The organism is Alteromonas sp. RKMC-009 (assembly GCF_003584565.2).
Lineage (GTDB): Bacteria > Pseudomonadota > Gammaproteobacteria > Enterobacterales > Alteromonadaceae > Alteromonas.
Genome location: NZ_CP031010.1, coordinates 633,314 through 656,767 on the forward strand (window position 1 = coordinate 633,314; position 23,454 = coordinate 656,767).

At 48.5% G+C, this 23,454-nt stretch carries 18 protein-coding genes, 4 tRNA genes and 2 rRNA genes; 21 read left to right on the forward strand and 3 right to left on the reverse strand.

Annotation, left to right across the window (positions count from 1 at the left end; translation table 11 throughout):
• The first annotated feature begins 13 nt into the window (after positions 1 to 13).
• From DS731_RS02745 to DS731_RS02825, 17 genes are all read left to right on the forward strand, one after another.
• Positions 14 to 2,884: ribosomal RNA gene (locus tag DS731_RS02745) — 23S ribosomal RNA — on the forward strand.
• A 229-nt stretch (positions 2,885 to 3,113) separates the two neighbouring features.
• A 5S ribosomal RNA gene (gene rrf, locus DS731_RS02750) occupies positions 3,114 to 3,229 on the forward strand.
• A 515-nt stretch (positions 3,230 to 3,744) separates the two neighbouring features.
• Positions 3,745 to 4,341 (forward strand): PEP-CTERM sorting domain-containing protein, encoded by a 597-nt coding sequence (locus DS731_RS02755; RefSeq protein ID WP_119499896.1) that lies wholly within the window; start codon positions 3,745 to 3,747, stop codon positions 4,339 to 4,341.
• Positions 4,342 to 4,485: 144 nt separating this feature from the next.
• Complete coding sequence (gmhB, locus tag DS731_RS02760; RefSeq protein WP_119499897.1) at positions 4,486 to 5,037, forward strand: D-glycero-beta-D-manno-heptose 1,7-bisphosphate 7-phosphatase; 552 nt, start codon at positions 4,486 to 4,488, stop codon at positions 5,035 to 5,037.
• 136 nt (positions 5,038 to 5,173) lie between these two features.
• Positions 5,174 to 6,163, forward strand: coding sequence for a UDP-N-acetylmuramate dehydrogenase (gene murB / locus DS731_RS02765; protein ID WP_119499898.1), 990 nt, complete (start codon positions 5,174 to 5,176; stop codon positions 6,161 to 6,163).
• Entirely contained in the window at positions 6,160 to 7,146 is a 987-nt protein-coding gene (gene birA, locus DS731_RS02770; protein ID WP_119499899.1) for a bifunctional biotin--[acetyl-CoA-carboxylase] ligase/biotin operon repressor BirA, read from the forward strand. Before murB ends, birA begins: the two co-directional genes overlap by 4 nt.
• Complete coding sequence (locus tag DS731_RS02775; protein ID WP_119499900.1) at positions 7,136 to 7,876, forward strand: type III pantothenate kinase; 741 nt, start codon at positions 7,136 to 7,138, stop codon at positions 7,874 to 7,876. Before birA ends, DS731_RS02775 begins: the two co-directional genes overlap by 11 nt.
• 116 nt (positions 7,877 to 7,992) lie before the next feature.
• Positions 7,993 to 8,068: transfer RNA gene (locus DS731_RS02780), tRNA-Thr, on the forward strand.
• Between the two features lie 13 nt (positions 8,069 to 8,081).
• Positions 8,082 to 8,166 (forward strand) — tRNA-Tyr (locus DS731_RS02785).
• A 33-nt stretch (positions 8,167 to 8,199) separates the two neighbouring features.
• Positions 8,200 to 8,274 (forward strand) — tRNA-Gly (locus DS731_RS02790).
• A gap of 8 nt (positions 8,275 to 8,282) precedes the next feature.
• A tRNA-Thr gene (locus DS731_RS02795) sits at positions 8,283 to 8,358 on the forward strand.
• A gap of 70 nt (positions 8,359 to 8,428) precedes the next feature.
• Entirely contained in the window at positions 8,429 to 9,613 is a 1,185-nt protein-coding gene (tuf, locus tag DS731_RS02800; RefSeq protein WP_119499901.1) for an elongation factor Tu, read from the forward strand.
• A 142-nt stretch (positions 9,614 to 9,755) separates the two neighbouring features.
• Positions 9,756 to 10,205, forward strand: a complete 450-nt coding sequence (locus tag DS731_RS02805; RefSeq protein ID WP_119499902.1) for a hypothetical protein — start codon at positions 9,756 to 9,758, stop codon at positions 10,203 to 10,205.
• Positions 10,192 to 11,466, forward strand: coding sequence for a hypothetical protein (locus DS731_RS02810; protein WP_150154223.1), 1,275 nt, complete (start codon positions 10,192 to 10,194; stop codon positions 11,464 to 11,466). Before DS731_RS02805 ends, DS731_RS02810 begins: the two co-directional genes overlap by 14 nt.
• 23 nt (positions 11,467 to 11,489) lie before the next feature.
• Positions 11,490 to 13,070: a sensor domain-containing diguanylate cyclase gene (locus DS731_RS02815; RefSeq protein ID WP_119499904.1), complete on the forward strand. Its 1,581-nt coding sequence runs from the start codon at positions 11,490 to 11,492 to the stop codon at positions 13,068 to 13,070.
• A gap of 209 nt (positions 13,071 to 13,279) precedes the next feature.
• Positions 13,280 to 14,953, forward strand: a complete 1,674-nt coding sequence (locus DS731_RS02820) for a carbon starvation CstA family protein (RefSeq protein WP_119499905.1) — start codon at positions 13,280 to 13,282, stop codon at positions 14,951 to 14,953.
• Positions 14,954 to 15,092: 139 nt separating this feature from the next.
• Positions 15,093 to 16,160 (forward strand): CNNM domain-containing protein, encoded by a 1,068-nt coding sequence (locus DS731_RS02825; protein WP_119499906.1) that lies wholly within the window; start codon positions 15,093 to 15,095, stop codon positions 16,158 to 16,160.
• Positions 16,161 to 16,166: 6 nt separating this feature from the next.
• On the opposite strand, the gene pdsS is transcribed toward DS731_RS02825, so the two are convergent.
• A complete protein-coding gene (pdsS, locus tag DS731_RS02830; protein WP_119503271.1) occupies positions 16,167 to 18,344 on the reverse strand; it encodes a proteobacterial dedicated sortase system histidine kinase in 2,178 nt (725 codons plus the stop codon).
• Between the two features lie 6 nt (positions 18,345 to 18,350).
• Positions 18,351 to 19,040: a proteobacterial dedicated sortase system response regulator gene (gene pdsR / locus DS731_RS02835; RefSeq protein WP_119503272.1), complete on the reverse strand. Its 690-nt coding sequence runs from the start codon at positions 19,038 to 19,040 to the stop codon at positions 18,351 to 18,353.
• Between the two features lie 258 nt (positions 19,041 to 19,298).
• Between pdsR and pdsO the strand changes: the two genes are divergently transcribed.
• From pdsO to trmB, 4 genes are all read left to right on the forward strand, one after another.
• Positions 19,299 to 20,033, forward strand: coding sequence for a sortase-associated OmpA-like protein PdsO (pdsO, locus tag DS731_RS02840; RefSeq protein ID WP_161599081.1), 735 nt, complete (start codon positions 19,299 to 19,301; stop codon positions 20,031 to 20,033).
• A gap of 100 nt (positions 20,034 to 20,133) precedes the next feature.
• Positions 20,134 to 21,063, forward strand: a complete 930-nt coding sequence (locus DS731_RS02845; RefSeq protein WP_119499908.1) for an ABC transporter ATP-binding protein — start codon at positions 20,134 to 20,136, stop codon at positions 21,061 to 21,063.
• A gap of 2 nt (positions 21,064 to 21,065) precedes the next feature.
• Positions 21,066 to 21,839 (forward strand): ABC transporter permease, encoded by a 774-nt coding sequence (locus tag DS731_RS02850; RefSeq protein WP_119499909.1) that lies wholly within the window; start codon positions 21,066 to 21,068, stop codon positions 21,837 to 21,839.
• 2 nt (positions 21,840 to 21,841) lie between these two features.
• Complete coding sequence (gene trmB, locus DS731_RS02855) at positions 21,842 to 22,513, forward strand: tRNA (guanine(46)-N(7))-methyltransferase TrmB (RefSeq protein ID WP_119499910.1); 672 nt, start codon at positions 21,842 to 21,844, stop codon at positions 22,511 to 22,513.
• Between the two features lie 69 nt (positions 22,514 to 22,582).
• Here the strand turns inward: trmB and DS731_RS02860 are convergent, their stop codons facing one another.
• Entirely contained in the window at positions 22,583 to 23,311 is a 729-nt protein-coding gene (locus DS731_RS02860) for an EAL domain-containing protein (protein WP_119499911.1), read from the reverse strand.
• Between the last annotated feature and the right edge of the window lie 143 nt (positions 23,312 to 23,454).

Here is a 23,454-nt window from a genome sequence, read left to right on the forward strand (position 1 = left end):
TTTAGGGTTGTATGGTTAAGTGACTAAGCGTATACGGTGGATGCCTTGGCAGTAAGAGGCGATGAAGGACGTGTAAGTCTGCGAAAAGCGGTGGCGAGCTGACAAAACGCATTTGAGCCATCGATGTCCGAATGGGGAAACCCACCCGCTTGCGGGTATCGTTAACTGAATACATAGGTTAACGAGGCAAACCCGGGGAACTGAAACATCTAAGTACCCGGAGGAAAAGAAATCAACCGAGATTCCCTTAGTAGCGGCGAGCGAAAGGGGACCAGCCGATGTTAGTTGTCATAGTGGAATATTCTGGAAAGTTTAACGGAACAGGGTGATAGTCCCGTACACGAAGTGACGGTTAGCACATATTAAGTAGGTCGGGACACGTGTTATCCTGACTGAAGATGGGGGGACCATCCTCCAAGGCTAAATACTCCTTACTGACCGATAGTGAACCAGTACCGTGAGGGAAAGGCGAAAAGAACCCCTGTGAGGGGAGTGAAACAGAACCTGAAACCGTATACGTACAAGCAGTGGGAGCCCTTCGGGGTGACTGCGTACCTTTTGTATAATGGGTCAGCGACTTATATTTGGTAGCAAGGTTAACCGTATAGGGGAGCCGTAGCGAAAGCGAGTGTTAACTGCGCGTTGAGTTGCCAGGTATAGACCCGAAACCCGGTGATCTAGCCATGGGCAGGTTGAAGGTTGAGTAACATCAACTGGAGGACCGAACCCACGCCTGTTGAAAAAGGCGGGGATGACTTGTGGCTGGGGGTGAAAGGCCAATCAAACCGGGAGATAGCTGGTTCTCCCCGAAATCTATTTAGGTAGAGCCTCGGACGAATTCCTTTGGGGGTAGAGCACTGTTAAGGCTAGGGGGTCATCCCGACTTACCAACCCTTTGCAAACTCCGAATACCAAAGAGAACTATCCGGGAGACACACGGCGGGTGCTAACGTCCGTCGTGAAGAGGGAAACAACCCAGACCGCCAGCTAAGGTCCCAAAATATTGCTAAGTGGGAAACGATGTGGGAAGGCTAAGACAGCTAGGAGGTTGGCTTAGAAGCAGCCACCCTTTAAAGAAAGCGTAATAGCTCACTAGTCGAGTCGGCCTGCGCGGAAGATGTAACGGGGCTAAGCAATATACCGAAGCTGCGGCAAAGTACTTGTACTTTGGGTAGGGGAGCGTTCTGTAAGCCGCTGAAGGTGAACTGTGAAGTTTGCTGGAGGTATCAGAAGTGCGAATGCTGACATGAGTAACGATAATGGGGGTGAAAAACCCCCACGCCGGAAGACCAAGGTTTCCTGTCCCATGCTAATCAGGGCAGGGTAAGTCGGCCCCTAAGGCGAGGCAGAAATGCGTAGTCGATGGGAAACGGGTTAATATTCCCGTACTTATATAATCAGTGACGGAGGGACGGAGAAGGCTAGACAATCCTGGCGTTGGTTGCCCAGGTGAAAGTGTGTAGGAAGTAAGATTAGGTAAATCCGGTTTTATAATTCTGAGACACGAGACGAGCTCCCAAGGGAGTGAAGTTGTTGATGCCCTGCTTCCAGGAAAAGCTTCTAAACTTATGATTATGTGAACCGTACCCCAAACCGACACAGGTGGTCAGGTAGAGAATACTAAGGCGCTTGAGAGAACTCGGGTGAAGGAACTCGGCAAAATTGTACCGTAACTTCGGGAGAAGGTACGCCCCTGCGTGTGATGAGACTTGCTCTTTGAGCACACGGGGGCCGCAGTGACCAGGTGGCTGGGACTGTTTATTAAAAACACAGCACTCTGCTAAATCGTAAGATGACGTATAGGGTGTGACACCTGCCCGGTGCCGGAAGGTTAATTGATGGGGTTAGCGTAAGCGAAGCTCTTGATCGAAGCCCCGGTAAACGGCGGCCGTAACTATAACGGTCCTAAGGTAGCGAAATTCCTTGTCGGGTAAGTTCCGACCTGCACGAATGGTGTAACCATGGCCACGCTGTCTCCACCCGAGACTCAGTGAAATTGAAATCGCAGTGAAGATGCTGTGTACCCGCACCTAGACGGAAAGACCCCGTGAACCTTTACTACAGCTTGGCACTGAACATTGAACCTACTTGTGTAGGATAGGTGGGAGGCTTTGAAGTATGGACGCCAGTTCATACGGAGCCGTCCTTGAAATACCACCCTGGTATGTTTGATGTTCTAACGTTGTCCCGTAATCCGGGATGCGGACAGTGTCTGGTGGGTAGTTTGACTGGGGCGGTCTCCTCCCAAATAGTAACGGAGGAGCACGAAGGTTAGCTAATCACGGTCGGACATCGTGAGGTTAGTGCAATGGCATAAGCTAGCTTAACTGCGAGACAGACACGTCGAGCAGGTACGAAAGTAGGTCATAGTGATCCGGTGGTTCTGTATGGAAGGGCCATCGCTCAACGGATAAAAGGTACTCCGGGGATAACAGGCTGATACCGCCCAAGAGTTCATATCGACGGCGGTGTTTGGCACCTCGATGTCGGCTCATCACATCCTGGGGCTGAAGTCGGTCCCAAGGGTATGGCTGTTCGCCATTTAAAGTGGTACGCGAGCTGGGTTTAGAACGTCGTGAGACAGTTCGGTCCCTATCTGGTGTGGGCGTTGGATGATTGAGGGGAGCTGCTCCTAGTACGAGAGGACCGGAGTGGACGAACCGCTGGTGTTCGGGTTGTTTTGCCAAAGGCATTGCCCGGTAGCTACGTTCGGAATCGATAACCGCTGAAAGCATCTAAGCGGGAAGCGAGCCCCGAGATGAGTCATCCCTGAGGTTTAACCTCTCTGAAGGGTTGTTGAAGACTACAACGTTGATAGGCAGGATGTGGAAGTGTTGCAAGGCATTAAGCTAACCTGTACTAATTGCCCGTGAGGCTTAACCATACAACGCCTAAGTAGCTTTAGACTTTTTACCTCGCTTCGCGAGAGTCGTGAAAAATGTCTTAAACGGAAGGGAACCTTCCTGAACATTTTTCTACTCGCTAAAGGGGTAGATTGATTAAGCATTAGAGTGTTGAAGTTAATGACTGACTAATTACTTAAGTTAGAGTAGTAAAGTTACTCTGATTGATAAACGTATCAAGCTTTCTGAAATTGTTATAAAAAGTTTATGCCTGACGGCAATAGCGACGTGGTACCACCTGAATCCATTCCGAACTCAGAAGTGAAACGCGTTAGCGGCGATGGTAGTGTGGGGTCTCCCCATGTGAGAGTAGCACACCGTCAGGCTCCCAATTCGAAGAAGCCCGCTCAACCTGAGCGGGCTTTTTTCGTTTCTGTTCTGAGCTCAGAATCTCTTCTGAACTTAAACGAATCCGTTTCTCCTTCTTTCCAAATTGGAGAGTTTGGATCAGATCATAACGTTGAGTGGAATGAAATCTGCGTTTAACTACAACTTACCCTGTACCTTTCGTCAGGTTACTTTACATATAAATTGTCTGTTATTTATTGTTTTGATGAATGTTTGGTACTTTATTACTAGTTTTGAATGCCACTAGTCTCTTAAAAATAAAATCATTCAGTGTAAAGTATTAGTAAATTCTAATCACTTAAAGTGCAACATTATCTCTTTGTCAAATATGTTTACAATTTAAACAAAGCGACAGCTATCCCCGATTCAACATGCTGAAAAACAAGACTAAAGTTTAAAACCTGATCCTGGCGCGATTTCTGCTATGAGGTCATCAGACGATAAATGGTTTTGGGTCGTCTATAAAACTATTAACCTTCGAAGGGATTACATTATGAATTCATGGATTAAAAAAATCAGTGTTGTTTGTGCTGGTGTTCTTTGTCTGGCAGGCCAGGCAAACGCGCACCTTGTTGCTTTTGGTTGGAAAGATTTGGGTAATGGAACTATCCGTATGTACGGTCAGCATTGGCATGGTAATCAGTCCAGCGCCTATTCTGACAATGGTGGGGTGAGAATTGGTACCTGGGATGCATCTGCATCTACTCAGAATACTGCCAGCTGGCAACTGTTTAACTGGACAGGCGTTATGAATGATGTTGGTGGAGATACTGCTTCTAACGACGCTTTGGTAGCTTCTGGTGTATTAGATGGCTGGGCTGAAGATGTGGGTAACTGGGGTAATACAAACGGTCATAATGATTGGTTCTTTACCGATCCACTCGTACTGGGTAACGGCAACTGGGGTCTGTTCACAGGTACCTCTTGCTGTGTAGATACTATGACTGCAGCTCAGTTGTTTACCATTACCGGTATTTCCAGTGTTCCAATTGGTACAGGTCCGGGTTCTGCTACAAGTGTTCCTGCACCAGCTACATTAGGTATGTTTGCTCTGTCTCTGGTTGCTTTACGTCGCTTCCGCCGTTCGTAAGTCACGAGATAATATAATTTACACCATACCTCATTAAAGCCGCACTTTCGTGCGGCTTTTCACATTGCCTTATTGCCCAATTCTTTTACCTCATTTCCAGCTGAGTGATACACTTGCCTCTAAATATTTTCTAATTAGTAAAACATGAAAGCCAAAGCCTTCTTCCTCGACCGTGATGGCGTTATCAATATCGATCACGGCTATATTTCTTCGCCTGATTCATTTGATTTTGTTCCGGGTGTTTTCGATGCCTGCCGCACCATCAGAAAAAATGGATATGAAATCATCGTCGTTACAAATCAGTCCGGTATTGCGCGGGGCTATTACGACGAAACAGCGTTTATGTCATTAACTACATGGATGCTGGGTGAATTCGAGAAGGAAAGGGTCAATATTAAAGCCGTAAAATATTGCCCGCACCATAGTAAACATGGGGAAGGGAAATATCTGCTGGATTGCTCATGCAGGAAACCTGAACCGGGTATGCTACTTGAGGCCGCGGAACAATTTGATATATCACTCAGTGAAAGCGTCATGGTAGGGGACAAACTGTCTGATATTGAAGCAGGACGCAGAGCGGGGATTTCTCATTTGTATAAAATAGGCAAGGATGAAGAGAATAAAGAAAATGACTACGTTACCCGCGATAATTTACACGACGTGGTTATCCATTTCTTTAGTCATAGCGATAAATAGGAAATCCAGATAACGATATAAAATAGTCCACCTTTACAAAACCAATAGTCGCTGACCGGCTTTACGCGCTGTGATGCTTTTATTCTCTGGTCAGTTCGCCTACCATTGCGGCAAAGAGAAAAAGTATTATTAGACTGTGCCCACACTAACATCACACCACACTTTCCACCTCCCGGCCAATTGCAAAGCAGTTTGCCATTTTACAACACCGGATGAATTTCTCCTGAACTGGCGGGAGTCTGCCTGTAGCTATCTTCTGGGTGGGGGCAGCAACACGCTGTTTTTATCCGATTTTGACGGCACGATATTTATCAATGGCATGCGCGGGATAGAGGTCCAAACCACGGAAGATGCTTACAGGCTGCGTGTCGCCGGCGGTGAGAACTGGCATAACCTGGTTACTCACTGTTTAGATAATGGTTGGTACGGTTTAGAAAATCTGGCACTGATCCCCGGGTCTGCAGGTGCAGCTCCAATACAGAACATCGGGGCTTATGGTCTCGAGGTCGGCAGATATATCGAGTCTGTTGAGTATATTGATATCACTACCGGTGAACAGAACACGTTATCCAACGATGAATGTGAATTTGGATATCGCGACAGTGTGTTTAAACGCCGTCTGTCGGGAAACGTACTGATCACCTACGTTAATTTTCGTCTGCCGGTAGATAACGAGCTCATTGTGTCTTACGGGGAGCTTGCAACGCTGAAGGACCCGACACCGGAAAGTATCTACAATAAAGTCATTGAAGTGAGAAAGGCAAAGCTGCCTGATCCTGATCTGTTGGGCAATGCCGGTAGTTTTTTTAAAAACCCTGTCATTACCGCAGCCCGTTACGAACAAATTAAAAAAGCATACGGTGAAGTCCCGGGGTTTGCTGCGGAGAGCGGTAAAAAGGTGCCGGCAGCCTGGTTAATCGATCAATGTGGATTCAAAGGCCGAGAAACGGGTGGTGTGCGATGTCATCCCACGCAACCTTTGGTGCTGACCAATACCGGAAATGCTTCCGGTGAGGACGTGATCAAGATGGCAGGTGATATTATTAGTGCCGTAGATAAGAAATTCGATATTCAGCTGGAGCCGGAAGTCAGGCTTGTGGGCAAATCCGGAGTAATTACGTTATGAAACAGGCCTCGAAAATTATACGACAGCACATTTTGTCTGTACTGGCTGACGGACAATTTCATTCCGGCGAAATCATTGCTCAACAGGTAGGGCTTTCAAGAACCGCTGTGGCAGGGCATATCTCGCAGCTTGCTGACTGGGGCCTGGATGTATTTAAAGTAAAAGGTAAAGGTTACAGATTGAATCAGGGCTTTCCTATGCTCAGTACAGAGCAAATCAAAAAACACCTGGCAAGACCGGGTTTGTCGACCATACAAGTTGAGCCGGTACTGGCGTCCACCAACACAGAAATGAAAAAGCGTATTGCAACAGCACGGCACGATTTGGCTGATGGTGACGTAATACTTGCCGAAGTTCAAACTGACGGTAAGGGCCGCCATGGTCGTAAATGGACCGCCCCGGTGGGAGGCAGTCTAACTATGTCTATGTACTGGTCTTTTCCTGATGGCTACCAAAGCATGGCCGGATTGTCTCTTCTCGTTGGGGTAGCCATCTGTGAGGCATTAAGAAAATTCAGAATTGAAGATGCTCAGCTTAAGTGGCCGAATGATATTTACCTGAATGGCCGAAAACTGGCCGGTGTTCTCATTGAGGTTGAGGGCCAGATCGGCGCCACTGCGCACAGTGTCATTGGTATTGGCCTGAACGTGAATGTACCCGACACCCAGTATGATGTTGGGCAACCTCACAGTGATTTAACCGGCTACTTAGGTGAAGTGCCCGACCGTAACCGGCTCGCTGCAGCTGTTATCGAATCACTACGGGAGCTGTTGCCTGAGTTTACTCAGCGGGGCTTCGGCAAGTTTGTACCTTACTGGGAATCTCTGGATTTATTTGCAGACAGGAAAATTGTTTTGCAAATGGGCGATAAGCGTTTCTCTGGTATTGACCGTGGTGTGGATCAGAGCGGGGCGTTGCTGGTAGAAACAGAAGACGGTATTACCCGTTTCCATGGCGGTGAGGTAAGCCTTCGTGGTATCTGATACCGCCGTTCTGTTGGTTGATGCCGGCAACAGCAGAATAAAGTCTGTTGCTCTTGCTGATGTTAAAGATTCAGAGCCTCTTGTTCATAAAGATGCAGATGCATTTATTAATTGGCTGCCGGATACACATTTCTCCCATATTTTTTTATCTAATGTGGGTAAAAAAGACATTTCAGAAAAAATTATTCATTTCTGTGACACAGAAAATAGAGTCATTCAGGAAATTTTTACCGAAAAAGAAAATTTTGGGGTACGCAACAGCTATAAAGATGTCACAAAAATGGGGGTCGACCGGTGGCTGGCGATGGTCGCTGCACAGGAAATGACCAGGAAAATGTTTTGTGTGATTGACATGGGTACTGCAATTACCTGTGATTTTGTTGAAGATGGTCAACATTTAGGCGGTTGGATAAGTCCCGGTTTTCATCTTATGCGTGATGCTCTGGTTAAAAATACAGCAAGAGTCACCTCGGACAACTCAATACCGCAAAATTTAGCACCGGGCTCTTCTACTGAAATGTGCGTTGCGCAGGGGTGTCATGCAGCACTAAATGGTGTTTATTTAAGCGCGATTGATTATTTGCTAAGCAAACGATCCGATTTTGCTGTAATTATCGGCGGTGGAGATAAAAATATGCTTGCAATAAATCATTCCACTGATACTATCCGTTCCGCGAATTTGGTGGTGCAAGGTCTTGCCCGCTACGCAAGAAGTCAGCTTTTTGCGTAACATTTTTCGTTAGATTTGAAAGAGTAAAACGCTCCGACAAAAAAACGAAAAAAAATAAAAAAGACACTTGCACGGAGTAATAACTTACTCTAGAATGCGCACCCACTTGATGAGGAGCCGACTTAGCTCAGTTGGTAGAGCAACTGACTTGTAATCAGTAGGTCGCCAGTTCGATTCCGGCAGTCGGCACCATTCATCAAACTCTGGAGGGGTACCCAAGCGGTCAACGGGAGCAGACTGTAAATCTGCCGGCTCAGCCTTCGCAGGTTCGAATCCTGCCCCCTCCACCACTTTTTCATTGAGGTGGCCAGAGAATTAGGAACGCGGGCATCGTATAATGGCTATTACCTCAGCCTTCCAAGCTGATGATGCGGGTTCGATTCCCGCTGCCCGCTCCAATTTCCGTGCTGATATAGCTCAGTTGGTAGAGCGCACCCTTGGTAAGGGTGAGGTCGGCAGTTCAAATCTGCCTATCAGCACCATTTCTCCCCAGCTCATGTTTAAATTAATTGTTTTTTATTTTTAACGTAACTTTGCTGGGATACTAGAAAAATGGCAAAAGAAAAGTTTGAACGTACGAAACCCCACGTAAACGTGGGTACTATCGGCCACGTTGACCACGGTAAAACCACTCTGACTGCAGCAATCACTACCGTCCTTTCAAAGACTTACGGTGGTTCAGCTCAGGCTTTCGATCAAATCGATAACGCGCCTGAAGAAAAAGCGCGTGGTATCACCATCTCTACTTCACACGTAGAATATGACACGCCTACCCGCCACTACGCGCACGTAGACTGCCCGGGACACGCTGATTACGTTAAAAACATGATCACTGGTGCTGCTCAGATGGACGGCGGTATCCTGGTAGTTGCTGCGACTGATGGTCCTATGCCACAGACTCGTGAGCACATCCTGCTGGGTCGTCAGGTTGGTATCCCTTACATCATCGTATTCATGAACAAATGTGACATGGTTGATGATGAAGAGCTGCTGGAACTGGTTGAGATGGAAGTTCGTGAACTTCTGACTGAATACGAATTCCCGGGTGACGACCTGCCAGTAATCAAAGGTTCTGCTCTGAAAGCCCTTGAAGGCGACGCAGAGTGGGAAAAGAAAATCATCGAACTGGGTGAAGCACTGGATTCTTACATTCCAGAGCCAGAGCGTGCTATCGACAAGCCGTTCATCCTGCCAATCGAAGACGTATTCTCAATCTCAGGCCGTGGTACTGTTGTAACTGGTCGTGTTGAGCAAGGTATCGTTAAAGTTGGTGAAGAAGTAGAAATCGTTGGTATCAGAGATACAACCAAAACTACTTGTACCGGTGTTGAAATGTTCCGTAAGCTGCTTGACGAAGGTCGTGCAGGTGAGAACGTTGGTGTTCTGCTGCGTGGTACTAAGCGTGATGACGTTGAGCGTGGTCAGGTACTGGCTAAGCCTGGTTCAATCACTCCTCACACTCAGTTTGAAGCGGAAGTATACGTACTGTCTAAAGATGAAGGCGGTCGTCACACTCCATTCTTCAAAGGTTACCGTCCACAGTTCTACTTCCGTACAACTGACGTAACTGGTGCTGTTGAGCTGCCAGAAGGCGTAGAAATGGTAATGCCTGGTGACAACCTGAAATTCGTCGTTGACCTGATCGCTCCAATCGCGATGGAAGAAGGTCTGCGCTTCGCAATCCGTGAAGGTGGTCGTACAGTAGGTGCTGGTGTTGTAGCTAAAATCATCAAGTAATTGATGACTACACACTAGTCCAAAAAAAGGTCGCGCAAGCGGCCTTTTTTGTTTTTCTTTTCCTCCCGCAAAATTAGCAACTTAAAACATATCGGCTATAGTTAAGTCATCTTCTTCGTTACTCAGTAATCCCAGCTTCTTCATGACAAAAAGTTTGGCAATTATCTGGCTGCTGTTCAGCGTTGTATTCAGTACAACGTCTTTTCATGCAAGCGCGTTAAATGCTGAAAACTCCATTGCTGTCGTCGTTCACTCCGACAGTGCCGTACAGTCCCTTTCGAAAGCTGAAGTCATCGATTTATTTATGGGGCGTTTTACCGAGACATCTGACGGCGAGGTACTTATTCCTCTAGATTACAAATCTGAGCTTAATCTGAAAGGAGAGTTTTATCAGACTCTGGTAAACCGTTCTCTGCGTCAGGTGAACTCGTACTGGTCCCGTTTACTGTTTTCCGGTCGTGCCAAAGCGCCGGTTCAGGTGAATTCGGTAGCAAATCTTGGCGAGTTGTTTAATGGCAATCAGCACTATATTGCCTATGTTCCAATGAATGCTGTTTCAGAGGAGATGAAAATTGTTCTTGTACTCGAATAAAATCCGTCTCTTACTCATTTTACCTTTGTTGCTGGTCTCTGCCGCGGCACCGTGCGCGGATGACGATAACTGGCGGTTCAGCGGGTTTGCGACAGTGGGCGCCAGTTACAGCAGTAACGACGAGCTTGCGTTCCGTTCCTCTTATCTGAATAAGCCCAGAAAGCACTTTAATGTCTTCACCGATACCATGGTCGGGTTTCAGTTCAACTATCACTTCTCAAACGATCTCGACCTGGTGGTACAGGCAATCGCACAGGACCGCGGTGACAGCGAAGTTGCTAATTATTTTGAAATGGCCTTCCTGCGTTATCAGTTCGACCGGAACTGGTCTGCCCGTGTTGGCCGGATGAATTACAACGCCTATTTACTCTCTGAATACAGAAATGTCAGCTATGCCTATCCATGGGTAAGACCGCCGGTCGATTTCTATTTGCCCACTTCATCAGTGTCGTATGTGGACGGTGCTGAGATCCAGTACCGCCATAGCGCGAATGACGGCGTGTGGCAGCACACGTTTGCTGCCGGTAAATCAGAAAGTAACCTGTTTGCCCTCGACAGTTTTACCACGATTTATTACGACTATGTTCTGAATGCGACTACAACTTACGAGGCGTACGACTGGCTTGTAAAAGTAACCGGATCCTACTTCATGGGAGACAGAACCCGCATTAGCGGCGGAGATTTCGAAGGCTTTTACGATAGTCTGCTGGCAGTACCAGATGTGCTCTGGCCCGGCGTTGATGAAGTTTATGATCATTTACACATGGACAATGAGCCCATCTGGTATTTGTCTTTAGGGTATCAGTACAACAACGATGAATGGCTGGTCATGGCAGAAATGGTCGCGATGGATTCAGCCTGGACACTTTTATCTCCCTATGTATCCGGGTATATCAGCCTTGGCTACCGTTTTGGTGACTTCCTGCCTTACATCACTCTTGCGGGGATAGAAGAAACTGAATCCCCTCGGCAACTGCCTGTTCCTGATTTCTCGCAGGCGCCGGATGCAGAAACAGCACAATATCTCGGTTTACTGTCGTTCGCCAGCCAGGAGATTTCGAATGCGATTTCACAAAGTCAGCGCTCAGTGGGTGTGGGAGTACGGTGGGATGTATCGCCGTCGTCAGCAATAAAATTCCAATATGACCATTACTGGATTGACGTTCCCGGCTATGCGCTCTGGGGAGTGAGTTTGTATCAGCAAGTATCCGGAGACCACATGAGCAACGTTGTCAGCCTGACATACAGTACAACATTTTGACGTAACGCAAACGGATTGCACGAATGTTTCTACGCAGACTACACATCCGGGTTGCCTCTATCATCGCTCTTATCGGAGGCATTATTGCCATTGCCGGCGGCAGTATTGTGTATCAGCAGAGCGAAGACTCTCTGATGTTCATCACTGAACAACTGGTGGCACAACTCGCTGACAGTACCCGCAAGCCTTCTGCTATCGCCGTTTATGTGGAAGACGATATTCTGGCCAAAGAGATCACCGAAGGTCTGGTGAGAAATGATTTAGTCATGGCCGCGGTGGTGACGACTAATGAAGGAGTACTGGCCCAAAGCGGGGAGCTTACGACGCAGGAAGGTGGTGTTGTTATTCCTTTGTTTCATCCGTTTATCGAAGATCAAACCATCGGTAAGCTCTCTGTATATCCGGATATTGAATTTATTCAGCGCAACGTAAGCGAGTTCGCGATGCAGGGGAGTTTATCGATGTTACTGGTTGCTCTGTGCATTACTGTGGCCGTAGCAATAGTGACTAACGAAATGCTGTCCAGGCCACTATTAAAGTTGAGCCGCGAGTTTGAGCGGGTTGACCCTTCCGACCCTGACAACCTGCAAACTATCACAGTAGTGAAGAAGCGGCAGGATGAACTGGGCAAGCTGATTAGCCGGATGAACGGAATGATATCCGCGACGCGGCATTTCTACTTACAGGAAAAGCAGCTTCGCAAAGACACCGAGAAACTGGAACGGCAATTCCGTCTTCTTTTTGAAAGAGCTACGATAGGTATTGCCCTGATTTCCCCGAAAAAAGGTCTGCTACAGGCAAATCCGGCGTTCAGAAACATGCTGGGTGATATCAGTTCGCTGGACACCTTTTGTCGAAAATTTAACGAGTCCGGGCAGGTTGAAGCTATCGCTTCCAGCTTCTCAAAAAGAGAAAACGCTGAACAGGACTCTGTCGACCTTTCCTATTACGAGAACGGGGAAGTTAAATGGGTGCACTGTCTGTTTGCTTACGTCAGTGAACAACGCATTAGCCAGCATCGCGAGGGTGAGGTACTCATTGAAGTTATCGTTAATGATATTACCGAGCGCATGCGACGTGAAGAGCAGGTGCGTTTTGCTGCTGAACATGATCCCCTTACCGGTTTGCATAACCGGCGGGGGGGTGAACCTTTCCTCAGAAATCTTATCTCTGCCTCTGCCGGTAATGACAAAACCTTTGTATTGATGATGATCGATCTGGACAAGTTTAAACCGGTAAACGATGAGTATGGTCATGAAGCCGGAGATAAAGTACTTGAAGCAGTAGGAAGCCGGATCCCGAGATTTTTTGCCGATTCCACCTGTGTATGCTGTCGCTGGGGAGGAGATGAATTTGTTGTTGGCCTGCTGGCAGGCAGGACCTTCCTGAATGACATCGACATTCAGTGCAAACTGCTTATCGATATGATCAGCGTACCGGTACCTGTTGAAGGCGTCGGCACGTGTGCTGTTTCTGCAACCGTCGGCGCAATTCTGCTGAAACGTGAGCATGCTGAACTGACGACTTTACTGGCGAAAGCTGACGAGTTGATGTATGCCGTAAAACGGGAACACCGGGGCGGACATCGCATCGAATCGTATTAGAATTTCCGCACTCTCCGGGCAGTGTTGCATTTATTCAGGTGAATGAACTGTAATGCATTATGTACGCAGGTAAAATTTAACAGCTTGTAAATTATCAGGATGTGTCGTCACACGCCTGTCAATGCTGTATAAAAAAGCTTCACAACTCAGTGTACATTTCGTTACTTTAAATAATGATAACAACGTACCCTCTAACTCAGGATTAATCTATGCAGTCAATAATGATCGTCGTCCTTGGCATCATAGGCATGCTACTAGGATGGTTTGTATACTCCAGGTTCATTGCCGATAAGATTTTCCGTCTCGACGACAGTTTTGTGACACCTGCTCACGAACTGCGTGACGGAGTCGATTACGTGCCCACAAACAAAGTTGTTTTATGGGGCCACCACTTTACCTCCGTAGCCGGTGCTGCTCCCATAGTCGGGCCGGCTATCGCCGTATATTGGGGTTGGGTTCCGGCCGTTCTGTGGGTGGTATTCGGTACCATTTTCTTCGCCGGTGTTCATGATATGGGCGCTTTGTGGGCGAGTAACCGCCATAAAGGGAAGTCCATGGGGGCGCTGTCTGAAAGTGTTATCGGGAAACGCTCCCGTGCGCTTTTCATGGTCGTCATCTTCCTGGTACTGCTGATGGTAAATGCGGTATTCGGCGTGGTGATTGCCAAGTCGTTTGTCTCTCAGCCTAACGCGGTTTTCCCTGCCTGGATGGCGATTGTTGTTGCCCTGGTGATTGGTCAGTTACTTAAGCGCAATTTCAGCCTCATTCCCATGTGTGTGGTTGGTATTATTGTGCTTTATGCGTCGGTTTATGCGGGCAGTTATATCCCTCTTGAGCTGCCGGAAACCATGTTTGGTTTATCCGCTAATGCCAACTGGATTATTATTCTGTTCATCTATGCTGCCATTGCATCGCTGTTACCGGTCTGGATGCTGCTGCAACCACGTGATTTTATCAACGGTATGCAGTTACTGGTTGGCTTACTGCTGCTTTACGGAGCGGTATTTATGTCTATGCCGGATATCACTGCACCGGCGTTCAATACGCAAACCGCTATTGATACACCGAGCCTTATCCCGCTGCTGTTCGTGACTATTGCCTGTGGTGCTGTTTCCGGTTTCCACGGCATTGTATCTTCCGGTACCAGCTCCAAGCAGTTGAATAAAGAAACGGATGCCCGTTTCGTTGGTTATCTCGGTGCCGTAGGCGAGGGAAGTCTTGCACTTATCACCATCGTTGCAGTAAGTGGCGTAGCCTTAGCTGCTTCCCCTGAAGAATGGCATGAAGTGTACAGTCACCTTGGCGACGGCAGTGTTGCTGCCTTCATTACCGGTGGTGCAAACCTTATCCAGCAAGGCTGGGGACTACCGGTAGATTTCTCATCTACCATTCTGGCCGTTATGGTTGTGCTGTTTGCCGGTACTACCATGGACTCAGGTGTACGTTTACAACGTTACATCATCCAGGAGTGGGGCGAGATTTATAACCTTAATATCCTTAAAAATGGTGTTGTCGCTACGCTGGTTGCAGTGGGTACCTGTTTGCTGCTGTCATTCGGTGCCGGTGGCGCATCCGGTTCCGGCGGTATGATCATCTGGCCATTGTTCGGGTCGACTAACCAAATCCTGGCTTCGCTAACATTGCTGGTTATCTCGGTGATGTTGATCAAAATGAACCGCCCGGCCATATACACGCTTATTCCGATGACGTTTGTTCTGGTGATGGCATTCTTTGCCGGTGTCATTAAGCTTCAGGAATACTGGGCAGCGGAAAATTACCTGCTGGTATTCCTGGATGCCGTGGTACTGGTTGTCAGTGTGCTGGTTATGCTGGAAGCCTGGTCTGTTATCGCTAAATTCAAGCGGGAAAAACAGCAAGCTTAAGCATGCATCCTTACTGAAATTAAACAGCCGGCACTTGCCGGCTGTTTTGTTTGCACAGGTGGACAACAGAATATCTGCAAACTGCCTGCAGATACGTTATGGTTATTTTTCGCGTCTAATTAACGGGTTTAGCAACTCTATGTTTCTGCTGATTGTTTATATTTTAATAGCGCTGGGCTTTTCATTTCTTTGCTCGATAGCTGAGGCGGTGATCCTGAGTATTTCTTCTGCCTATATTTCAGTGCTGGAAAAGGAAGGCGCACCTTCCGGTAAATTGCTGCGGGGATTAACCGATGATATCAACAAGCCCTTATCCGCCATTCTGACATTAAATACCATTGCCCATACCATGGGAGCAGCGGGAGCGGGGGCACAGGCCGCCGTGGTGTTTGGCGACGCGTATCTGGGGATCATCAGTGCGATTTTAACCTTACTCATTCTTATCTTTTCTGAAATCATTCCTAAGACGCTGGGTGCCACCTACTGGCGGGCACTGGCGACACCGACGGCATGGTTTTTGAAATACCTCACCTGGTTATTAACCCCCTTTGTATGGTTTTCTGAAAAGCTCACAAAAGGATTTAAAGAGGAAAGCCCGCTAAGAGGACTGAGCCGCAACGAATTGCAGGCAATGGCTGAGTTGTCGTGGCAGGAAGGACAACTGGCCGAAAAGGAGACCGCCTTTCTGAAAAACATGCTGAATATGCATGAAGTGAAGGTGCGGGATGCCATGACTCACCGTACGTCGATGTTCTCCTTATCAGAAACCATGACAGTGGAAGGCTTCTTCCATCAGCATGCTCACATGGAGTTCTCCCGCATACCGGTTTACACCGGCGAAGACAGTGAACATATCCATGGGTTTGTTATGCGTTCAGATTTACTGCTGGCCTACGCCAGAGGGAATACGCAAAAACAACTGAAGGACTACCGGCGGGATATGATCACGGTATTGAGCAGTATGCCTATTGCCAATGTCCTTGATTTGTTCATGACACGGCGGGTGCACATTTTCATGGTAGTGGACGAATACGGCGGTCTGGAAGGAATTGTTACTCTGGAAGATATTCTTGAGCATCTTCTCGGTATTGAAATTGTGGATGAGAAAGACAACACGGTCAGCATCCGCAAATATGCACAGAACATGGCGCGCCGCCGGGCCGCCATGCTGATGAAAAACGTGCCTGACCTTGGCGGCGATGATTAAAAATCTCTAGGCCGCCAGAGGCAACTGCACCACAACACAAACGCCGGTGTTGTCCGGCAGGTTACTCAGTTGTACACGCCCTTTGTGGTAGCCGGCAATCATATTGGCAATAAACAGCCCCAAACCAAGGTGAGGGTGTTCAGCGGACTTGTGGCGTTCTTCATCCGGCCTCACTGATACCATCGACTGCAACAGGTTGTCGTTCATGTTATCGGGTAACGGTGGTCCCGGGTTGGTCACCGACAGTTTTACGGATTTTCCTTCCCGCCATAAGTGCACGGTGATCGTATCGCCGGTGTGGCTGAACTCCACCGCATTGGCGATAATTTTATCCAGCATCTGCGCGAATAAATCCCCTGAGCCCCGTAATTTTGCCTCTTCCAGCGAGATTTTAAGTTGGAAGGTACGTTCAGAAAAAACATGGGCGTAGCCGTCAATACAGCCGGAAACGACAGCTGCTGCATCGAACAGTTCAGGGTCTTCCTGAGCGATAGCATGTTCCAGTCGTGTGGCTTCACTCATACTGTTTAAAATGGTGCTTAACCGGGTGATGCCGCTTTGCGCCCGGCCAATCAGAACAGACTGCTGGGAAGGATCTTTCACTTCGCTGATGGTGTCCAGTGATGAACGTACAACGGCAATTGGCGTCCGCAATTCGTGGGAGAGTCGTGAGGCCATGTTTTCCAGATAAGAATTGTATTGCTGAAGACGGTTTAACACGCCGGCGAAGGACTGATGCAAGTCATCAATTTCATCTACACGGCGCACTGCCGGTAAACTGCCAACAATTTTGCCGTTATCGTCAATCACTGCCTCAGTGTTGTCTCTCAGTGTCCGCACCCGGTTAGAAATACGGTTAGCAAACAGAAATAAACTGAGGGTGCCCAGCAGCATTACTGCCAGGATTACGTGGAAAAGTTGCTCCAGAGCACGGTTCCGCAAGGTACGGATGCCGTTGGTGGTTTGTTCAACCACCACTGCACCCATTACGTTTTCCTCAATATAAATAGGGTAAGCGGCGGAAAGAATAACGGCCTTACTGTCAGGAGAAAGCCGCCATAAGGAATCCGGTGTGCCGGACAGCGCTGAGGAAATATCTTTTCCGGCCAGCGCATACGCGCCCTGCAACTCATCAACAAATCCGGCTGGCGGACGGGTCAGAATATGATAATAAAGCGGCAGCAAAACATGCTGCTCAAGCCACTGCCACCAGCGATAGCCCTGTTGCTCCTGGCGGCGTACTTTAAACCCGGTGGCTGACTGGATCGAGCCGGCTCTGGCCAGTACGCGCATGTGGTTATCGACTACCCACACTCGCGAATCGGCATATTTCAGACCGGAGAGGATGCGTTCAATTTCCGGCGACGGCGTCAGTACCGTGCCCATGCCGTCGGCCTGATTGGGATTCGCTGTGCCCACCGCGTAGCGCTTCTCCCGGCTGGCCGGATCGTCCACATCAACCAGCGCAAAGGCGAGAGCGCCTGTGGTCATACTCAATGGAAAGCGCAGTTCAATGCCGTATCCCTCACCGGTTAGTTGCCAGCGGCCCTGAATACGCAGTTCGTTGTCTGTGGCTCTGTAGCCCCCCGGCGTGTCGTCCAGCTTAAATGCATTCACCCAGCCTTCTGAGTAAGGTGCAATGACAAAACGTTCCAGTTCGCCGTCACCGGCAATAACACTGATCAGTAAATGGTCACTCTGATCGACGGCCAGTGCGTTAGATGCACGCCACACAACGCTGTCATCCTGCACATCAAACATGGCATACAGGTATTTTCCGTAGCGTCCCACCATATGATTAAAAGACAGTGTGACCGGCGGAAAATCCGCAACTTTGCCAAACCAGGAAACCACCTGACCTTCACCGTATTGCTGACTGAGACCCGAGACAGCATTCCAGTCTGAGAATTTACCATCCAGCTGAATGGGGGTGGGGATGGGCGGAGCGTACAAATCAGTACCGGGGCGAACATCTTTTAAATAGGCAGACTGACTGTCAAACAGGGCAGGGCGTTCGTGCAGCGCAGTGGCCACTGCTCTTGCTGTACCAATCATGGTTTGCTCCTGCCCGGTCCGCAAATATTGTTCAAGCTCCCACACATAGCGGTAACCCAGCCAGGGGATGGTGAACAAAAATAGCGACAGCACCAGCAATTGCAGGCGGATAGAAAAGCGTAAATTCACGAACAATCAGCCCTGCCAGCGATAACCCATGCCATACACCGTATCGATATGATCAAAGGTACTGTCCAGCTGGATAAACTTTTTGCGCATGCGCTTAATATGGGACGTTATGGTGGTGTCGTCGACAACCATCCGTGATTCATCCATCAACTGTTGACGGCTTTTTACGTGGCCGGGATGTTTGATCAATGCATGCAGCATCCAGAACTCTGTGACTGTTAAGGCAACCGGCTCGTTCTTCCAGCTTACTGTCATGCGGCTGACATCTACACTTAAATGACCAAGCTGAATTTGTTCGCTCTGTTGCTTCGGCGAGGACAACAAATCCGTGCGCCTGAACAGGGCGGCGATACGTGCAAGCAGATGCGCCATACTGATATCTTTTGTCAGATAGTCGTCGGCTCCCATACGCAGTCCACTGATGGTATCCACATCGTTGTCTCTGGCGGTAAAGAAAATGACCGGCATGGTCTGGGATAGCTGTCGCAATTGCTGACACAGCATAAAGCCGCCTTCCATTTCTTCTTTCAGGCCAATATCAATAATGGCCAGATCAGGGAGCGCCTGTGAGAAAGCAGCAGAAGCGGATGGTCTGTCGGCATAGGCATTCACCTGATAACCCTGCGCCTGCAGTGCAGCAATATAGTTTTCCCTGATAGCAGCATCATCTTCTACAAGAGCAATAGTTCTTGGCATCGTCATTAATCTTTTCAGTTTCAGTGGCATGACTATACACCATGAAAACTGAACAATACCTGATTAAGACAAAATTCCCCCGTAACGCCACTTTTTGGCCATATTTGCCCTGTTTAACCGGCGTAGCGTGGTGCTGGTGACCAGATTGCCCCGATTTATCACAATGCTTCGCCACCTTTCCCCATTTCACCGGGGGCACGGTCAGATTGTGCCGGTTTAATGCTTACCATCAACACTCACTCTGGTAAGGAAATGAACATGACAGGTAAAAAAGTACTTTTAGCAGGCATCATCGCGCTTATGGTTAACCCGGTAGCACTGGCAGCCAGCGACAAGCATTATCAGGAACAAAAAGACAAAGCTGCGGCAGTCGGATTAGGAACCGGTGTGGTTATCGGTGCTATTGTAGCAGGCCCTGTTGGCGCCGGCGTTGCCGGTATTCTGGGGGCCGTGATTGGCGACAGCAAGGCAACCAGTGAACAGTTAAAAGACACACAGGCTGATTTAGTGGCCAGCAATGCTGCATTAACTGAATCTCAACAGCAGCTTCTGGCTGTAAGAGATGCACTGGAATCGGCGCAGCTTCAGGCTTCAATCACTCAGGTAGGTTTGACGTCGTATCCGGAAGAGCAGGTGATGGCGATGGAGAGTGCCATTCAGTTTAAGAGTGGCTCTGACGATATCGAAGCACTGTACAGTACGCAGCTTGATTTAATTGCGAAGGCGCTTAAGCAACATGAAGGACTGGGGATCCGGTTAACCGGTTATGCGGACTATCGCGGTGAAGCCACCTTTAACCAGACACTGTCAGAACAGCGCGCCGGCGCGGTTAAACAGGCACTCACAGCGCGGGGAGTGAGTGAAGATAAAATTGCCCTGCTTGCTGTCGGGGAAGCGGGCAGTCAGCGTTCTTCTGCAGAAAATACCTTCTTCGACCGCAAAGTGGTTATGCAAATCTTGCCAGCCGGACAGGCTATGACGGCACAGCGCTAATTCCTTTCGTTAATCCTCCCAACCCCAACGTTTAGCGCCCGCAACGGGCGCTTTTTTCATGTTATTATTAACGGCTTAATGAAAACAAAACAGGCAAAGCATGAAAGCGCTGGATATCACAGATTTGAAGAAAATCTACAAAGGTGGCGTGCAGGCACTGCGCGGCGTCAACCTGCATGTAGATGAGGGTGATTTTTTTGCCCTGCTGGGACCTAACGGTGCCGGTAAATCCACCACCATCGGCATTATCAGTTCACTGGTTAACGCCAGCGAAGGCGATGTGAAAGTGTTCGGGTACGACCTGAATACTGAAAAAGAAAAGGCTAAATCCTGCATTGGCCTCGTGCCGCAGGAGTTCAACTTCAACCAGTTTGAAACTGTACTGCAAATCGTACTGAATCAGGCGGGTTACTATGGTGTGCCCCGCAACGTGGCTAAAGAACGGGCCGAAAAATACTTAAAGCAGCTCGACCTGTGGGAAAAGAAAGACATGGCTGCGCGCACGTTGTCAGGGGGCATGAAGCGTCGCCTGATGATTGCACGGGCGTTAATGCATGAACCCAAATTGCTGATTCTGGATGAGCCCACCGCCGGAGTAGATATTGAAATCCGCCGTTCCATGTGGGACTTCCTTAAAACCATCAATGAGCAGGGTATCACTATCATCCTGACAACCCATTATCTCGAGGAAGCGGAAATGCTGTGCCGCAATATCGCGATCATTGATAAGGGAACAATAGTGGAAAACACCAGCATGAAGTCACTGCTGGCCAAATTAAGCATGGAAACCTTTGTGCTGGATCTTGGCAATTACGCCAACAAGCCGGTCATTTCAGGTTTTACTCACCGTTTGCTGGATGAAAATACGCTGGAAGTGGATGTGGAGAAAACTGAAGGGCTGAATCCGGTATTTACCCAGTTAACAGAGCAATCGGTGCCGGTGCTCAGTATGCGTAACAAGTCGAACCGTCTGGAAGAGTTGTTTGTTACCCTGGTTGAGAATGGCCGTAAAGCCAAAGAGGAGGCGTAATCATGCACGGACAAAATAACTGGATTGCGCTGAATACTATCTGGATTAAAGAATGTACCCGCTTTCTGCGCATCTGGGTACAAACACTGGTGCCGCCGGCAATTACTATGACACTGTATTTTGTCATTTTCGGTAGTCTGATTGGTGAACGGATTGGTCAGATGGGCGGCTTCACCTATATGGAGTTTATTGTACCCGGACTGATCATGATGTCTGTGATCACGAACTCTTATTCAAACGTGTCATCGTCGTTTTTCAGTGCCAAATTCCAGCGCAATATTGAAGAATTGCTGGTGGCTCCTGTACCGACCTGGGTGATCATTTTCGGTTACGTGGGCGGCGGCGTTGCCCGTGCTATCTTGATCGGCATTATTGTGACCTGTGTATCAATGTTTTTCGTTGATGTGCAAATTCACAATCTGGCCGCTATTGTGGTTACCTTGCTGCTTACCTCGACCTTATTTGCTACCGCCGGTCTGGTGAACGCGGTATTTGCAAAAACCTTTGATGATATCAGCATGGTGCCCACTTTTGTGCTGACCCCGCTGACCTATCTGGGCGGTGTATTCTACTCGTTAACGCTGTTACCGGAATTCTGGCAAATTGTCAGTAAGGCGAACCCGATCGTGTACATGGTGAATGGTTTTCGCTACGGCTTTCTAGGTGTGTCAGACGTTAATGTTTCTGTATCCATTGCCATTCTTGTCGGCTTCAACGTGGTGCTTTACGCTGTTGCGCATCACCTGCTGACAAAAGGTCGCGGGATCCGGAGTTAACTGTGAGTACCGGTAATTCCCGAGAAGTACTGAGTAATCAGCAGGGCATTCATGAGAAGCTCGATGAACTGGTTGAGCGGTACCGCCGCACGGAAAATCAGCGTCCGGTGAGTGACCATACCCGCGCATCTTTTGATAATGTGTGTGCGTGGCTGGATGACTGGCAGGGCGATGTGATTCTGGATTCCTGCTGTGGGGTAGGGGAAAGCACGGCCAACCTGGCTGAACGCTTTCCTGATGCCAGAGTTATTGGTATTGATAAGTCGGCGCTTAGAGTAGATAAGCACGTGCACTATCAGTCAGAAAATCAGAACTACGCTGTGTTTCGTGCAGATGTGAATGATTTCTGGCGCCTGGCTCGCACGGCGGACTGGAATATTGTGCAGCACTTTTTGCTGTACCCTAATCCTTATCCGAAACCGTCTCAGGTACAAAAGCGCTGGTACGCTTCTGCTGCCATGGTGGATATTATGGCGCTGTGCAGCAATATTGAGGTGCGTAGCAACTGGTTCCTGTATTTGATGGAATTTGCCCGCGCGGCAAGTCACTATGATTTATCCGGAGATATCAGTGAAATCACCGGTGATAACCACATGACCCCGTTCGAGCGGAAGTACCGTGGCAGCGGGCAGCCATGCTGGCGGTTGAATACCCGTCACGATGAAGCTGATTAAATACATTTGGAAGCAATAAAGGCCGGTAATCCGGCCTTTATTCTGTCTGTTCCGTATCGGGGGCTGGGATCAGTGGGCAGAACTGTTGCGCGGCACCGGAGCCGGTTCACAGAATACAAAGCCCTGCGCATACTGAATCGGCAGTTGCATCACCTTTTCCAGGGTATCGGCATCTTCGACATGTTCGGCAACAATACTCATATGCCGGCTTTTCGCGAGATCACAGATACTGAGTATGAAATCCTCAATTTCTGCGCTGTGGTCGAGCCGGCGCAATAAGCCGCCGTCCAGTTTTACGCCCCGTATTGGCAGCGACATCAGTTTACGCACATTGCCGCTGCTTTTGCCCAGATTATCAATGAACACACCCATACCGCTGTGCATAGATTTATCAATAAAGCGCTTGAGGGTCTCATAATGGTGGTTGGCAACGTCAGCACTGACTTCCACACATACCCGTGAAGGATTCGGATAGTTGGCAAGTTGGGTGATAAGCGAGTTCAGCAGCTCTTCGTTATTGAGATCAGAGGCATCCAGGTTGATGTTCCAGGGCGTATTGGATTCTTCGAAATACACCGCACTTTTGCAGAACATCATTTCAGCCAGTTGGTGAATATGGTTGTTACGCTCAATGAGGTACAGAAAATCGCTGGGGAGGAAAACCCGTTGCTCAGGCGTAACAAGCCGTGCAAGGCATTCATAACGCCATACAATTTCTGACCTGATATCGACGATTGGCTGAAAGTAAGGCACAATAGATTCGAGAGTGTAGCTGTCTGTTATTTCACGAATTGGCATGTCACTCGCCTCTGGCTATTCCTGTCTTTTCACTATAGCAGACGTTGTCAGATTACCCATTCTCTATTTTCACATATTCGTGTAAACCGTAATGATGGGCGGTATTTAAAGTCATTTGGCGTGATTATCACTACCGTTTAATC